Source organism: Rhizobium sp. CB2179 (assembly GCF_057653455.1).
The window spans coordinates 415699-431466 of record NZ_JBYGKR010000003.1; the positions used below are offsets into that span (position 1 = coordinate 415699).

Genomic DNA, 15768 nt, shown 5'->3' on the forward strand with positions numbered 1-15768 from the left:
CGATGTCGTCAGGCGCCGTATGTCCCATCCTGCAAATCTCGTTAGAGAGCGCCCGCCGCCTGCAGCAGCTTGCGATCGAGATCGACTGACACGCGGGACTGCTTGTCGAGAACCATGGTCGCCGGCTTGTCGGTTGTGTAGGCCGGCCAGTCGGGCAAGCCCTCGGCGCTCGGCTTGCCGTTGCGCGCGAAGTTGACCCAGGCCTGGCTCACCTTCCTGGAAAGCGCCAGGGCGTCGCTCCCACCACCGGTCGACGTCTTGACCAGAGCGGCGTTCGCAAACACGTAGGGCAGTTCCGAGCAATGCCAGGCCATGGCAATCCCATCCAGGACCGGTGACTCGTAGGCGAACATGTAGGAGTAGACCGGAGCCCCGTTCTGCTTCGCCTTCAGGTCGAGATCACGGATGGCTCCCGGCCGGAAGCGCAGATCCAGGAAATAGGCGTCGGCGATCTTTTTCTCGGGGTAGGCCGCCATGAATGCCTTGCCGACCGCGTCGGATTTGTCGGCGAAGCGCTCCTTCAGCTTGGCCTCGGACTTGTCTTCGTCCCAGTTGTTCTTGTTGTCGGCAAGAAGCTCGCCCGCCTTGTGATTGATCACCGTCTCGAACTCGTTGAGGGTGTTTCCGACCATCAGCGGAATGTCCTTGGCCTGGTCAACCCACTCTGTCCCGACGGGGTTCACCGGAATGTAGTCCCCGTCCTGAACAGGTGCGTAGCGGGCGTCTTTTGCGCCTTGGGCGGTCGCGTCCTTGATGGCCTTGTCGGCCGCGGCAAGGAGATCGTAGTAGTCGACGTCGGCAAGCTTGTCGATTTCCTCAGCCTTGAGACCGAGGTTGGCAAGCGTCAGTTCGGCCACCTTCCGCGAGGATGCCTGATCGACGACGGAATCGCTCCGGGAGCCGCTCTGAACGATGGCCTTCTGGAAGAGGCCCTTCGCCGAAGGCGTCCCCATCAAGGCGCGCACCTTGTAGCCGCCGCCGGACTGGCCGAAAATCGTCACGTTGCCGGGATCGCCGCCGAAGGCCGCGGCATTGTCGTGGACCCACTTCAGCGCGGCGACGAGATCGGTGACGCTGGCATTGCCCGTCCGTTTGTATTTCTCTCCGTAAGCGGAAAGATCGAGGAAGCCGAGCACGTTGAGCCGGTGGTTGAGGGTGACGACGACGACATCACCGTCCTTGCTCAGATTGTGGCCGTCATACGAGGTCAGTTCGATGCCTGAACCATTGGTGAAGCCGCCCCCATGGATCCAGACCATGACCGGCCGTTTCTTTCCGTCGTTGATCGCCGGCGTCCAGATGTTCAGGAACTGGCAGGCTTCGCTCATCGGCAGATAGCGGTGCGGATTGAAGAGTTCGTCGCCGGCCACTTCCTTCATGCGGGGGATAAAGCAGTTCTCGCCATAGGTGACCGCGGGGCGGATGCCTTTCCAGGGCGCGACCTCTTCCGCCGGCATGAAGCGGTCGGCATGTGCATAGGGGACGCCAAGATAGCTAAAGATGCCATCGTCGAGTGCGCCGACGAGACTGCCCTTGTTGGTTTCGACGACCGTCTTGCTCTGCGAAGCAACAAACTCTTCGGCGAGAGCGGGCGCGCCGACAATAGAAGCCGTCATCGCCGATAGCGCGGATATCAAAGTGCAATAATATAGAAACGTCCTTTTCATCAACTTATCCTCTTGTCGTTGATTGTAAGTTCAAAAGTCCGACGGCCGCCATCCCCGGCCGTCGGTGACTAACTAGGTCGGCGCCGACGCTTTTTCACGCCACGGTCAGACTGTTTGCCGGAGAGAGGATCATGCCGGAGGGTTGGACGAGTCTTTCTTGCCGACCGGCCACCAATGAACAGGAGATCTGACGCCGGGCGGGCCGCTTCCACGCGGTTTGGTCCCGCCGGACGTCGAGCGTCTCGAGCATGCCTGACGGAACACCATCGGCGCCTGGGTGGTGGCGATTGGGCAACATTATCCGCACAGGTGATCACACGGCGAGATAAGCCGAGATCCCGCCGCTTGCCAGGACCGCGCTAGCATCCGCCACTTGTCAAAAAGATGACGAAGGGACCACGCCGATCGTTGGGACGGGTGGTTTGTGCTCCGGCATCTTGTTTCCTTGCTCGTCGCCGGCGCTCAGGGCCTCGCGCACTTCATCCTCTTCCCAACCCGCCTCGACGGCGGAAGCCACGAGCGTTTCAATTTTCTCGGTTTCCGAGTTGTGCGATATCTCATCGAGGCGGCGTCTGGCGGTCTCGAGACACTGACGAAGGTTCGAAGCGCGGCTGGCGTCGTTACGGTCGTAGCTTGGCGATGCGACGTAGGTCATTTGAAAGCTCCCTGCTGATCGACAGGAACACCTGAAGAGAGAGGCGGTTCCACTGCGTGCCCGCGGTAAGCGCCGCGCTGAAACCATTTCGGAGGTGCAAAGGGAATTGTGGAGCGGCCGGCCGACCAACAAACGCCCCTTGACGTCTTTCCATCTTTGAGAAATGCTAAGATGTCAGACCAATTACAGAGGTCGGCTGCCTGACAAGAAAATGGGGAACCATGAAGGCAAATAGCAGCGACAGGCCGGTGATCCGGCCGCTTCCAGTCATGGACCGCGCGCGTCAGGTGACCGATGCGCTAGCGGATTATGTCGAGGAAGCCAGGTTGAAGGCGGGCGATAGGCTTCCGGCCGAGCGCGAGTTGATGGCAGCCCTTGCCGTCGGCCGCTCGACCATTCGCGAGGCGATACGCCACTTCCAGGCGCTCGGCGTCATCGAGACGCGCAAGGGCAGCGGTACCTATCTGCTGAAACCGGTTTCCAGGGCGACGATCCACATGCCGCTGTCTTTCGACACGGTTCATCTGCGCGACGTGCTGCTGCAGACGCTGGAGGTTCGACGCGGCATCGAATGCGAGGCGGGCATGGTCGCGGCCCGGCGGCGCACGAACACAGACCTCGTCGTCATCGAGGAAAAGCTGGACGCGATGGAGCGGGTGCACTTGGAGAAGGGTACCTCCGGGCCGGAGGATCTGGCCTTCCATCTCGCCGTCTACGACGCCACCCACAATCCGCTGTTTCGCCAGCTTCTCGAGCAGATGCGCGAGACCTTCGAGCGCTTCTGGGAGCATCCGTTCGACCGCCAGGATTTCGCGCGCCGGTCCTTTCCCTTTCACCGCACCCTTTTCGATGCGATCGCTGCCGGGGATCCCGAGGCGGCGCGCGCCGAAACGTTGAAAATTCTCGATATCGTCGAGGAAGACATCAAGGAAATGTCCAAATGAGCAACGGCTCTGAACCGTTCGATCTTGCTTCCCTCATCACGGCGCACGACGAAGGCAACTTCGCCGACGCCGTCGTGCCGCCGATTTTCCAGACCTCGCTTTTCACCTTTTCCGATTATGACGACATGATCGCCTCTTATCGCGGCGAGAGGGTGCGGCCGATCTATACGCGCGGCCTGAACCCGACGGTGCGTGCCTTCGAAGAAATGCTCGCCAAGCTCGAAGGTGCCGAGGATGCGCTGGGTTTTGCAAGCGGCATGGCGGCGATCTCATCGGCGGTCCTAAGCTTCGTCGAGCCGGGCGACCGCATCGTTGCCGTCAAGCATGTCTATCCCGATGCCTTTCGCCTGTTCGGCACCATCCTGAAGCGGATGAAGATCGAGGTGACCTATGTCGACGGACGCGACGAGGAGGCGGTCGCCAAGGCGCTGCCCGGCGCCAAACTCTTCTACATGGAAAGCCCGACGAGCTGGGTGATGGAGGCGCATGACGTCGGCGCGCTCGCAGCACTCGCCAGACAACATGGCGCCGTCTCGATGATCGACAACAGCTGGGCAAGCCCGTTCTTCCAGCGGCCGCTGACGCTCGGCGTCGATCTCGTCATCCATTCAGCCTCGAAATATCTCGGCGGCCACAGCGATGTGGTGGCCGGCGTCATCGCCGGCTCGAAGGCGATGATCGCGCGTGTCAAGGCCGAGGCCTATCCCTATCTCGGCGGCAAGCTTTCGCCGTTCGACGCCTGGCTGCTGATCCGCGGGTTGCGCACGCTGCCGCTGCGCATGAAAGCCCACGAGGCATCGGCGCTTGAAATCGCCAGGCGCCTTCAGAAGCTCGGCGTGGTGGAGACGGTCTGCCATCCGGGGCTCGCCAACCGTCTGCCCACTGGCCTCATCGGCACCTCGGGCCTGTTTTCCTTCATATTCCGCGACGGCGTGGATATCCGTGCCTTCGCCGATCACCTCAAGCTCTTCAAACTGGGCGTAAGCTGGGGTGGACATGAAAGCCTGATCGTACCGGGCGAGGTGGTGCTCCAGCAGAAAGCACAGCCGAATTCCGCACATGCCTTCGGCATCCATGCGCGATCCGTACGTCTCCATGTCGGCCTCGAAGGAACCGAGGCTTTGTGGAGAGACATCGAGGAGGCGCTCGCCGCCGCCTCACAATCCTGAAACCCGAGAGAAACCTAATAAGGGGGAACTGAGCCATGAAAAAACTAATAATCTCGACGATCTTTGCTTCGATGATGGCGGGCACGGCCTTTGCCGATACGACGCTCAAGCTTGTCGAAGTCATCACCAGCCCGGAGCGCACCGAAACGCTGAAATCGATCGTCGGCAAGTTCGAAGCCGCCAATCCCGGCACCAAGGTCGACATCATCTCGCTGCCCTGGAACGAAGCGTTCCAGAAGTTCGCGACCATGGTGTCTGCCGGCGACGTGCCCGATGTGATGGAAATGCCCGATACCTGGCTGTCGCTCTATGCCAATAACGGCATGCTCGAGAGCCTGGAGCCCTACCTTGCAAAGTGGGAGCACACCAAGGAGCTGACGCCGCGCGCGCTCGAACTCGGCCGCGACGTCAAGAACACCGCCTATATGCTGCCCTACGGATTCTATCTCAGGGCGATGTTCTACAACAAGAAGCTGCTTGCGGAAGCCGGCGTCGCCGCGCCGCCGAAGACGATGGAAGAATTCACCGCCGCTTCGGAGAAGGTTTCCAAACTGTCCGGCAAATACGGCTACTGCATGCGCGGCGGAGCGGGCGGCCTAAACGGCTGGATGATCTTCGCCGCCTCGATGGCCGGCTCGAACAAGTATTTCAACGACGACGGCACCTCGACGATGAACAGCCCCGGCTGGGCCAAGGGCATCGAATGGATGGTCGATCTCTACAAGAAGGGCTATGCGCCCAAGGACAGCGTCAACTGGGGCTTCAACGAGGTCGTCGCCGGCTTCTATTCTGGCACCTGCGCATTCCTCGATCAGGATCCGGATGCGTTGATCGCCATTGCCGAACGCATGAAGAAGGAGGATTTCGGCGTCATGCCGCTGCCGAAGGGGCCTGACGGCAAGTCCTTCCCGACGATCGGCTATGGCGGCTGGTCGATGTTCACCACCAGCGGCAACAAGGATCTCTCCTGGAAGCTGATCGCCACGCTCGAAGGGCCGGAAGGCAATATCGAGTGGAACAAGCGCATCGGCGCCCTGCCGGCCTATACGGCGGCCGAGAAGGATCCCTTCTACTCCGGTGACCAGTTCAAGGGCTGGTTCGAGGAACTGGCCGACCCGAACACGGTACCAACAGTCATGCCGACCTATCTCGAGGAATTCGCCTTCTTCAAGGATTCGCTGGCGATCAAGACCTCGCAACAGGCGATGCTCGGCGATATCTCGGCGAAGGATCTGGCCGACCAGTGGGCGGAATACCTCACCAAGGCGCAGCAGAAGTTCCTCGCCAAGAAATAAGCGACGGACTGACGGCGGCGGCCTCGAAACAGGCCGCCGCCGCTTTTTTGATGACACAGACGGCGCAGAACGCCGCGAACGGGACCTTTTGGCTGATGACCATTTCCGCCGATACGCTCGACATGCGTCGCGACCGCAGACCATGGCTGCGTCGCGTTGCCGATGCTTCGGAGCCCTATCTCTACAGCGCGCCGTCGCTGATCCTGATCATTGCGGTGATGCTGGTGCCGCTGACGGTGGGCATTTCCTACGCCTTCCGCGATATCCAGCTGCTCAATCCGTTTTCCGGCGGCTTCGTCGGGCTCGATCATTTCCGCGAGCTTTCAGGCGACGCCGCCTTCTACGGGGCGCTGCGAAACACGCTATGGTGGACCGGCGCCTCCGTCGTCCTGCAGTTCGTTTTCGGGCTGATCCTGGCGCTGCTGCTTGACAAGCCGTTCAAGGGCCGGGCAATCGCCCAGGCGCTGGTCTTCCTGCCCTGGGCCGTGCCGTCCTTTCTTGCCGGCCTCAACTGGGCCTGGCTGTTCAATCCCGTCATCGGGCCGATCCCGCACTGGCTCTTCGCCCTTGGGCTGATGCATGAGCCGGGCAATATCCTCTCCGATCCCAATTATGCGATGTGGGGGCCGATCGTCGCCAATGTCTGGTGGGGCATTCCCTTCTTCGCCATTACCCTGCTCGCCGCCTTGCAGGCGATCCCGCGCGATCTCTATGAGGCGGCGTCGATCGACGGCGCCGGCTGGTTCCAGCGGTTCCGCTCGATCACCCTGCCGTTTCTGGCGCCAACGATCGCCATCACCGTGCTGCTGCGCACCGTGTGGATTTCCAATTTCGCCGATCTCATCGTCGTCATGACCAATGGCGGGCCGGCAGACCGAACGCAGATCGTCGCCAGCTATATCTTCACGACAGCCTTCAGGCGGCTCGATTTCGGTTATGCCTCGGCGATCGCGCTGGTGCTGCTCGTACTGCTGCTTGCCTATTCGATGCTGATCATCCTGCTCCGGCAGACGCTGCTGAACAAGGATTGAGATCATGAGACGATCCGTCATTCCCACCATCGCACACCGTCTGGCGATCCTCTGCTACATCGCCTTCGCGCTCTTTCCGCTGTTCTGGCTGCTCAAGGTCTCGGTGACGCCGAACGACCTCCTCTATAGCGAGGGCGTGCGCATGTGGCCGTCGCGCACGACTTGGGATCATTATGCCTTTGTCCTGCGGCACAGCGCCTTTCCGACCTTCTTCAAGAACAGCCTGATCGTCTCGGCCTCGACGGCCATCACCGTGACCATCTGCGCCTCGCTGTCGGGGTATGCGCTTTCCCGCTTCAATTTCCGGGCAAAATACTGGATTGTCGCTCTGATGCTGCTGACCCAGATGTTCCCGCTGGTCATGCTGGTCGCGCCGATCTTCAAGATCCTGTCGCCGCTGCATCTGACCAACAGCCTGACCGGGCTCGTCATCGTCTACACCGCCTTCAACGTGCCTTTCGCCACGTTCCTGATGCAGTCTTTCTTCGACGGCATCCCAAGGGATCTCGAAGAGGCGGCGAAGATCGACGGCGCGACGCAGTTCACGGCATTTCGCCAGATCATCCTGCCGCTGACGCTGCCGGGGATCGCCGCCACACTCGGTTTCGTCTTCACCGCCGCCTGGAGCGAGCTGCTCTTCGCGCTGATGCTGATCAACGGTAATGACGCGGCGACCTTCCCCGTCGGCCTTCTTACCTTCGTTTCGAAATTCTCGGTGGATTTCGGGCAGATGATGGCGGCGGGCGTCATGGCGCTCATTCCGGCCGGCCTCTTCTTCCTGCTCATCCAGCGCTATCTCGTCCAGGGCCTGACGGCCGGCGCGGTCAAGGGTTAAACAAATGGCATCGATCGATATCCGGAATATCCGCAAAGCCTATGGCCATGTGCAGGTGCTGCACGGCGTCAACCTGGAAATCCAGGACGGCGAATTCGTCGTGCTCGTCGGTCCGTCCGGCTGCGGCAAGTCCACGCTGCTGCGGATGATCGCCGGGCTTGAGGAGGTCACATCAGGCGAGATCCGCATCGCCGGCAATAGGGTCAACGAGTTGCATCCCAAGGACCGCGACATCGCCATGGTGTTCCAGTCCTACGCGCTTTACCCGCATATGAATGTCGCCGGCAATATGAGCTACAGCCTCAGGCTGCGGAAGGTGGCGAAGGAGAAGATTGCAGGCGCGGTCGCCGCGGCTGCCGCAAAGCTCGGCCTCGATCCGTTGCTCGAACGCAGGCCGAAGGCGCTTTCCGGTGGCCAGCGACAGCGCGTCGCCATGGGCCGCGCCATCGTGCGCCAGCCCAAGGCCTTCCTGTTCGATGAACCGCTGTCCAACCTCGATGCGCGCCTGCGCGAACAGATGCGCGCCGAAATCAAGAAACTGCATGGCGACCTGAAGGCGACCTCGATCTACGTGACCCACGACCAGATCGAGGCAATGACGCTGGCGGACCGGATTGTCGCCATGCATGGCGGAGTGGTCCAGCAGGTCGGCGGTCCCCTGGAACTCTACGACCGCCCCGCCAATCTCTTCGTTGCCGGCTTCATCGGCTCGCCTGGGATGAATTTCCTCGAGGCCACCTACGATGCCGGCGGCGTGAAGCTGAAGGACGGCACGATCGTGCCGCTTGCAAAGCCTTTGCCGCTTTCAGACGGCGCAAAGGTGACGCTCGGCATCCGGCCGGAGCATGTGCTGATGAGTGACGGCGGGGCGGGGCTTGCCGCGGATGTGGAACTCGTCGAACCGACAGGCTTCGGCATCATCCTGCACCTTGCCCTGCATGGTCTGCCGTTCAAGATCTTCACGCTGAACCGCGAAGCGCTGAAGGCAGGTCCCAAGGTCAATGTGGCCTTCCCGGCTCAATATCTGCATGTGTTCGACGGCGAGGGAAAACGCGTCGATTGAACGGTTAGGCCGGTAGCCCGATGCTGTCGGTTTCGGCATAGTGTCTCCGGCAGGGGCGGGGAGGCAGAACATGCTCGTTGCGCAGATTTCCGATATCCATGCGGGGCCAGACCTTTCGTCGCTGCGGACGCTGGAGCGAGCGATAGGCTGGCTGAAATCGTTCCGCCCGGATGTGCTTGTTGTCACCGGAGATCTGGTAAACGACCGATGGCGGCACGGCTATCGCCTTGTCGCCGAAAACCTGCGGTCGCTGGACTGCCCCGTCCATCTGTTGCCGGGCAACGGTGACGATGTGCAATTGATGCGCTCCGAACTTGTCGCTGTCGGCACGTGGATCAATGCGACGGGACCGATGCATTTCCGGACAGCCGTCGATGGGCTGACCCTCTTCGGTGTCGATGTGACCGTTGCCGGTCAGAGTTACGGCGACGTCCTGCCGCACCTGCCGTGGCTGGCGAGCGCGCTTGCGGATGTGACGACGCCCTCCCTTCTCTTCATGCATCAGCCGCCGTTGCGGATCGGCATCGAGGTGCTGTGACCAGGTCGGATGCAGAAACGGCAGTGCGCTTCTCAGCACCCTGGAGACGATCGACAGGCTACCACTGGCGATTCTCTGCGGCCATGTTCACCGATCCGCTTTTGGCCGGCTGGGATCGATGACTGTCCAGACCTGCGGCTCCCTTTGCCCGCCCAATCCGCTTCTGCTGGACGGCCGTGCCGATCTTTCGGTGATCGACGCTCCGTCCTTCCTCATGCATGAGGTCAGCGACGGCAGGCTGGTTTCACACGTGGTCTCGGTTCCGATATTAGACAGGGGCGCATGAAAGGGATTGCACGATCATTCCTCACGTGCTGCGAGCGGAAAAATCTTTTTCCGCATCGCCCATGAGGGCTATATCGTCCGTGTGATCTTGCTGGATTGGATGCCATGACCGACACTGTTCTCGACCGCTTTCTCCGTTATGTCGTTATCGACACGCAATCGGACCCCGCCTCGTCGACGCAGCCGACCACCGGCAAGCAGAAGGATCTCGGCCGCGTTCTGGTCGATGAACTGCTGAAGATCGGCCTTGCGGACGCGCATCTCGATGAACACGGCTATGTCTACGCGACCATTCCGGCCAATAGCGACAAGACGGTGCCGGTCATCTGTTTCTGCTCGCACATGGATACGGCACCCGATTTCAGCGGCACTGATGTCAAGCCGCAGATCATCAGGAATTTTGCCGGCGGCGATATCAAGCTTGCCGGCGACACCGGCCGGGTGATCCGCGTCAGCGATCATCCCGAACTGCAGAACCAGATTGGCAATGATATCGTCACGACCGATGGAACGACATTGCTCGGCGCCGACGACAAGGCCGGACTGGCCGAAATCATGACCGCGGCTCAGATACTCGTCGGCAATCCAGATATCAGGCACGGGACGATCAAGATCCTGTTCACGCCCGACGAGGAAGTCGGGCGCGGCGTCAACAAGGTCGACCTGAAGAAACTCGGTGCCGACTTCGCCTATACGATGGACGGCGAGACGGCCGGCCATATCGAGGATGAGACGTTTTCGGCCGACGGCGTCGAGATCAGCATATCAGGTGTGGCGATCCATCCCGGCTTTGCCAAGGACCGCATGGAAAACGCCATCAAAATCGCTGGCGCCATCATCGATCGGCTGCCGAGGGATATTGCCCCCGAGACCACGGAAGGCCAGCAGGGCTTCATCCATCCCACAGGCGTGACCGGTTCGATGGAGAAGGCGTCGCTGAGCTTTATCATCCGTGATTTCACCGACAAGGGTCTCACGGAAAAGGAATCGATGCTCGAAGGCATCGTCAAGGACGTGATGGCTGTCTATCCCGGCTCGACCTATCATTTTGAGGTGAAGGAGCAGTATCGCAACATGAAGGTGGTGCTCGATCGTCACCCGGAGATCGTCGACAACGCGATCGAAGCGGTGCGCCGGGCCGGCATGACGCCGGTGCGCGGCAGCATCCGCGGCGGCACCGATGGGTCGCGTCTTTCCTTCATGGGGCTGCCGTGCCCGAACATCTTCGCCGGCGGCCACGCCTTCCACTCGCCGCTCGAATGGGTGAGCCGCCAGGACATGGAAAAGGCGGTGAAGACGATCGTGGAACTGGCGAGGGTTTGGGAAGAGCGCGCCTAAAACAAGTCCAGCAAAAGCGCGCTTCCATCTAACTCATACCGGAACGGCGGCTGGTTTAACCGCCGTTCGCTGGAAGGCTTTCACGCAGCATCACGCTGTCATAGGCGGGCCGGGGGATAGGGATCGCAATGGGCATTCCCGGCTCGGGCTCGACCGATGTTACCGGGGATATTTCCGGCGCGGTCACCGGCGCCGTGATCCGCATCTGCCCCGTGCTCGCCGTCGCCATGGGGTCTGGAGCCGGGAGAGGAACGGGAACCGCCGAGGGTATCAGGGCCTCGAATTGCGGCGGCAGCATGCTTTCGCCGGGCACATAGTTCATCGCCACCTCGTAGGAGGGCAGCGGCGGCGGCGTTTCAAGCATGCCGTTGGAGTCGCGCTTCTCGTAGAAGGCGTTGCCGCCGGCAACCGTCACATAGTGCATGTTGTCGTACGGGAATTTCAGCCCATCGGTGTGGAAGAACATCGCGTCCTTCACCGCAGGATGGCGTGCGCCTTTAACAAGGATTGCATCGGCCGCGCTGGCAAGCTCGGTTTCCGCCTGCGGCTTGACTTCGCGCGTCATCACGCCGGGCGCGAACTGCCGTTTCTGGGCCACCACGCCGCAGATCGACGTCGGATAGGCGCCGGAGGTGAGCCTGTTCATGACCACGGTCCCGACAGCCATGTAGCCGTCCTTGTCCGAATGCAGCGATTCGAAATACATCGCGCGCTGCAGGCACTCGCGGTCTTTGGCCGTATAATTGAACGTGACTTTCGCCGCTTGGCCCGGCTTCGTCTTGGTGTTCGCCGCCGTTGCCGCCGGTTTCGATGTCGTTGTGCAGCTTGCAGCTGCCAGTCCCACGAACAAAATCCCGATCAGGGATTTTCCAAAGGAAATCTCCGCCCTCAACGCCAGGTGCCTCCTATGGGATTAGTCCAGCCCTTAATGGTTAAGCGTAAACGTTTTACTCGTCATATGACTGAAATACAAACAACCTTAGATAACAAAAACCTTAAGGGACTCTCGCCAAATACGATTCCGGCGATGGCCTTCTGCATAATCCCCTAAATCGGAATCGATTTAGGGATAAATGGTTCAGGAATTCAAGGTGTTAGCGTCACCAATCCCCATCAGCTGCGGAACAGTTTCCAGCGGGTCGGCTTGAAGGCTACCCGGTTGCGGTCAAGCCTGTCGGCCTCGCTCGGTGGCAATTCGATCTCGATATGCGGGCGATCATTGCCGATATCCAATTCGATATGGCGGGTGCCTGCCACGCGGCGGCTGGAGACCGGCTGGCCGGCGATACAGTTTTCAGCTGATTCGCAAAGCCTGACGTCGTGCGGGCGGAAATAGAGCTGCGCCGTGCCATCCGGCTCGCCTTCGGCATTGAGGCCGAGCGAGCGACCTTCGAAGCGAATGTCGCCGTCTGATATCTCGACCTGCAGGCAGTTCGACTGGCCGATGAAGCCGAAGACGAAGGGAGAATTGGGATTGTCGTAAACCTGGTCCGGCGTGCCCACTTGTTCGATCGCGCCCTGGCTCATGACGACGACGCGGTCGGCAAGCTCCAGCGCCTCATCCTGGTCGTGGGTGACGAAGACTGTGGTATGTCCGGTGCGATCGTGGATATCGCGCAGCCATTTGCGCAGGTCCTTGCGCACCTGGGCGTCGAGCGCGCCGAAGGGTTCGTCGAGCAGCAGCACGTTCGGCTCGACGGCCATGGCGCGGGCGAGCGCCACACGCTGGCGCTGGCCGCCGGAAAGCTGGGCTGGGTAGCGTTTTTCGAGACCCGAAAGCTGGACAAGGTCGAGCAGTTCCAGCGCCCGCCTGCGGATATCGGCCTTCGGCGGCCGCCGCGCACTGTTTCTGACCTTCAGGCCGAAGGAGACGTTTTCGAGCACCGTCATGTAGCGGAAGAGAGCATAGTGCTGGAAGACGAAGCCGATATTGCGCTGCTGCACTGATTTCTTCGAGGCATCCTCGTCGCCGAAGAAGATCAGCCCCTCCGTCGGGCTTTCGAGGCCGGCGATCAGCCGCAGCAATGTCGTCTTGCCGGAGCCCGATGGACCGAGCAGTGCGATCAGCTCGCCGGAGCGGATGTCGAGCGAGACATCGTGCAGCGCCGGAAAACGATCGAATTCCTTGCGAATGTTTTGAACGCGTACTTCCATTCCAAATCCTTCAGTGCCGCCGGCTGGCGGCGATTTCTGCGCTATAGCGCATTTCCAGCAGCGTCTTCAAAACAAGAGTTACGAGCGCGAGCAAGGCCAAAAGCGTGGCGACCGCAAAAGCGCCGGTGAAATTATACTCGTTGTAGAGAATTTCTACCTGCAGCGGCATGGTGTTCGTCTGGCCGCGGATGTGGCCGGATACCACCGAGACGGCGCCGAATTCGCCCATGGCGCGGGCGTTGCAGAGAAGCACGCCGTAGAGCAGTCCCCATTTAATGTTCGGCAGCGTCACGTGCCAGAAGGTCTGCCAGCCGCTGGCGCCGAGCGAAAGCGCTGCCTCCTCGTCGGCCGTTCCCTGTTCCTGCATCAGCGGGATCAGCTCGCGGGCGACGAAGGGGAAGGTGACGAACATGGTGGCGAGGATCAACCCCGGCACGGCGAATAGGATCTTGATGTCGTGAGCGCTGAACCACTGGCCGAGCCAGGTATTGGCGCCGAACAGCAGAACGAAGACCAGGCCCGATATGACGGGCGAGACCGAGAAGGGCAGGTCGATCAGCGTCGTCAGGAACGCCTTGCCCTTGAACTCGAACTTGGCGATCGCCCAGGCGGCAGCAACCCCGAAGACGAGGTTGAGCGGCACGCTGACGCCGGCAACGATCAGTGTCAGGCGGATCGCCGAGAAGGTCTCGGCGTCCGCGAGCGCCTGGAGGAACGGGCCGGCCCCCTTGCGGAAGGCCTCGACGAAGACGGCTGCGAGCGGCAGAAGCAGGATCAGCAGCAGGAAGACGAGCGAGAGGATGATCAGGCTGAAGCGCGCGATCCTGTTTTCGGTGGTCACCGAACGCAGCTTCGTTGGTTGAGCGGTCGCATCAAGCGCCATAGCCGTACCTCCGCCTGCTCCAGCTCTGGATGAGATTGATGACGAGCAGCATGGCGAACGAGATGATCAGCATGATCGCCGCAATGCCGGTCGCTGCCGCATAATTATACTCTTCGAGCTTGATGATGATCAGCAGCGGCGCGATCTCCGATTTGAACGGCAGGTTGCCGGCGATGAAGATGACCGAGCCGTATTCGCCGACGCCGCGGGCAAAGGCCAGCGCAAAGCCGGTGAGCACGGCGGGCGCCAGCCCCGGCAGCAACACGCGGAAAATCGTCTGGAAGCGATTGGCGCCGAGCGTTGCCGCGGCCTCCTCCACTTCCTTGTCGATCTCCTCCATGACCGGCTGCACGGTACGCACCACGAAGGGCAGGCCGACGAAGATCAGCGCCACGACGATGCCGGTAGGCGTAAAGGCGATCTTGATGCCGAGCGGCGTCAGGAACTGGCCGATCCAGCCGTTCGGCGCATAGAGCGTCGTCAGTGCGATGCCGGCAACGGCGGTCGGCAGCGCGAAGGGCAGGTCGACCATGGCATCGATGATGCGCTTGCCGGGGAAGCGGTAACGCACCAGCACCCAGGCGAGAATGATGCCGAAGACGGCATTGACGATCGCGGCGATGAAGGCGCTGCCGAAGCTTATGCGCAACGCGTTCAGCGTGCGCGGATCGAGCGCGATCGACCAGAATTTCTCCCAGCCGAGCGCGCTCGAGCGGACGGCAAGGCCCGAGAGCGGGATGAGGATCAGAAGGGTGAGCCAGGTCAAGGTAAAGCCGAGCGCCATTCCGAAACCCGGAATGACGCTCGGCCGTTTGAACCGCCACCGCGTGGGGCTATGTGCTTTCATGAAGTCTATTATTGGGCCGGCTTGTAGATTTGGTCAAATACGCCGCCGTCGCCGAAGAATTTAGGCTGTGCGTCCTTCCAGCCGCCGAAGTCGTCGATGGTCGCCAGCGTCAGCTTCGGGAAGCGGGCGATGTCAGCCGGATCGGCGGCTTCCGGCTTGGTCGGCCGATAGTAGTGCTTGGCGGCGATCTTCTGGCCTTCGTCCGAATAGAGGTAGTTGAGATAGGCTTCGGCGACCTTGCGCGTGCCCTTCTTGTCGACATTGCCGTCGACGACGGCGACCGGCGGATCGGCGCGGATGGAGAAGGTCGGTGTTACGATCTCGAACTGGTCGGGACCGAGCTCTTCGAGCGAAAGATAGGCTTCGTTTTCCCAGGCGAGCAGCACATCGCCGAGGCCGCGCTGGACAAAGGTGGTCGTGGCGCCGCGAGCGCCGGTGTCGAGAACCGGGACGTGCTGCAGCAGTTTCGCAACGTATTCCTGCGCCTTGGCTTCGTCGCCGCCATTTGACTGCTTGGCCCATGCCCATGCGGCAAGGAAGTTCCAGCGCGCGCCGCCCGATGTCTTAGGATTCGGGGTGATCACCTGCACGTCGTCCTTGACCAGGTCTCCCCAATCCTTGATGCCTTTCGGGTTGCCCTTGCGCACGAGGAAGACGATCGTCGACGTATAAGGCGTCGAATTGTTGGGGAACTTGGTCTTCCAGTCGGCCGGGATCTTGCCGGTCGCCTTGGCGATGGCGTCGATATCGCCTTCGAGGGCAAGTGTCACGACATCGGCGTCGAGACCGTCGATGACCGAGCGGGCCTGGGCGCCGGAACCGCCATGCGAAGCCTGGATCGTCAGGGTTTCACCATTGTCCTTTTGCCACTTGGCGGCAAAGGCGGCATTGAAATCCTTGTACAATTCGCGGGTCGGATCGTAGGAAACGTTAAGAAGCGTCTGATCTGCGAATGCCGGAGCAATGCTTCCGATCGCGAAGCTGCCTGCCATGACCGCAGCTGCGATGAGCCGGGTGAGCCGTTGTGTCTGCATGGGGAACCCTCCTGTTTTCTGCCTTAACTC

General features: G+C 61.1%; 14 protein-coding genes and 1 pseudogene. 8 read left to right on the forward strand and 7 right to left on the reverse strand.

Features of this window, described 5'->3' with window-relative positions:
• Positions 1-41: 41 nt before the first annotated feature.
• Both AC244Q_RS30425 and AC244Q_RS30430 read right to left on the reverse strand, forming a co-directional pair.
• A complete protein-coding gene (locus AC244Q_RS30425) occupies positions 42-1667 on the reverse strand; it encodes a carboxylesterase/lipase family protein (RefSeq protein ID WP_012763306.1) in 1626 nt (541 codons plus the stop codon).
• A gap of 376 nt (positions 1668-2043) precedes the next feature.
• On the reverse strand, positions 2044-2322 hold the full coding sequence (locus tag AC244Q_RS30430; protein ID WP_128407619.1) for a hypothetical protein: 279 nt from the start codon (positions 2320-2322) through the stop codon (positions 2044-2046).
• Positions 2323-2543: 221 nt separating this feature from the next.
• Between AC244Q_RS30430 and AC244Q_RS30435 the strand changes: the two genes are divergently transcribed.
• The 8 genes and pseudogenes from AC244Q_RS30435 (at position 2544) to pepT (ending at position 10820) form a co-directional block, all read left to right on the forward strand.
• The gene (locus AC244Q_RS30435) at positions 2544-3266 is read left to right on the forward strand and encodes a FadR/GntR family transcriptional regulator (RefSeq protein WP_003553952.1); all 723 of its coding nucleotides are present in this window, start codon (positions 2544-2546) and stop codon (positions 3264-3266) included.
• Positions 3263-4435 (forward strand): PLP-dependent transferase, encoded by a 1173-nt coding sequence (locus AC244Q_RS30440; RefSeq protein WP_017996491.1) that lies wholly within the window; start codon positions 3263-3265, stop codon positions 4433-4435. The genes AC244Q_RS30435 and AC244Q_RS30440 overlap by 4 nt, the downstream gene beginning before the upstream one ends.
• A 35-nt stretch (positions 4436-4470) precedes the next feature.
• Positions 4471-5730 (forward strand): ABC transporter substrate-binding protein, encoded by a 1260-nt coding sequence (locus tag AC244Q_RS30445; RefSeq protein ID WP_128407620.1) that lies wholly within the window; start codon positions 4471-4473, stop codon positions 5728-5730.
• Between the two features lie 95 nt (positions 5731-5825).
• Positions 5826-6761, forward strand: a complete 936-nt coding sequence (locus tag AC244Q_RS30450; RefSeq protein ID WP_026157612.1) for a carbohydrate ABC transporter permease — start codon at positions 5826-5828, stop codon at positions 6759-6761.
• A gap of 4 nt (positions 6762-6765) precedes the next feature.
• Complete coding sequence (locus tag AC244Q_RS30455) at positions 6766-7596, forward strand: carbohydrate ABC transporter permease (protein WP_003553943.1); 831 nt, start codon at positions 6766-6768, stop codon at positions 7594-7596.
• Positions 7597-7600: 4 nt separating this feature from the next.
• Complete coding sequence (locus AC244Q_RS30460) at positions 7601-8659, forward strand: ABC transporter ATP-binding protein (RefSeq protein ID WP_017996489.1); 1059 nt, start codon at positions 7601-7603, stop codon at positions 8657-8659.
• Between the two features lie 70 nt (positions 8660-8729).
• Positions 8730-9483: pseudogene (locus AC244Q_RS30465) on the forward strand (metallophosphoesterase).
• Positions 9484-9587: 104 nt separating this feature from the next.
• Complete coding sequence (pepT, locus tag AC244Q_RS30470; RefSeq protein WP_128408162.1) at positions 9588-10820, forward strand: peptidase T; 1233 nt, start codon at positions 9588-9590, stop codon at positions 10818-10820.
• Between the two features lie 55 nt (positions 10821-10875).
• Here pepT and AC244Q_RS30475 read toward each other — a convergent pair whose 3' ends face one another.
• The 5 genes from AC244Q_RS30475 to AC244Q_RS30495 form a co-directional block, all read right to left on the reverse strand.
• A complete protein-coding gene (locus tag AC244Q_RS30475) occupies positions 10876-11712 on the reverse strand; it encodes a cell wall hydrolase (protein WP_128408163.1) in 837 nt (278 codons plus the stop codon).
• A gap of 221 nt (positions 11713-11933) precedes the next feature.
• Positions 11934-12974, reverse strand: coding sequence for a sulfate/molybdate ABC transporter ATP-binding protein (locus tag AC244Q_RS30480; protein ID WP_003553934.1), 1041 nt, complete (start codon positions 12972-12974; stop codon positions 11934-11936).
• Positions 12975-12984: 10 nt separating this feature from the next.
• Positions 12985-13857 (reverse strand): sulfate ABC transporter permease subunit CysW, encoded by an 873-nt coding sequence (gene cysW, locus AC244Q_RS30485; protein WP_012763299.1) that lies wholly within the window; start codon positions 13855-13857, stop codon positions 12985-12987.
• A complete protein-coding gene (gene cysT / locus AC244Q_RS30490) occupies positions 13847-14704 on the reverse strand; it encodes a sulfate ABC transporter permease subunit CysT (protein ID WP_003553931.1) in 858 nt (285 codons plus the stop codon). The genes cysW and cysT overlap by 11 nt, the downstream gene beginning before the upstream one ends.
• 8 nt (positions 14705-14712) lie before the next feature.
• Positions 14713-15738 (reverse strand): sulfate ABC transporter substrate-binding protein, encoded by a 1026-nt coding sequence (locus AC244Q_RS30495; RefSeq protein WP_012763298.1) that lies wholly within the window; start codon positions 15736-15738, stop codon positions 14713-14715.
• Positions 15739-15768 lie beyond the last annotated feature (30 nt).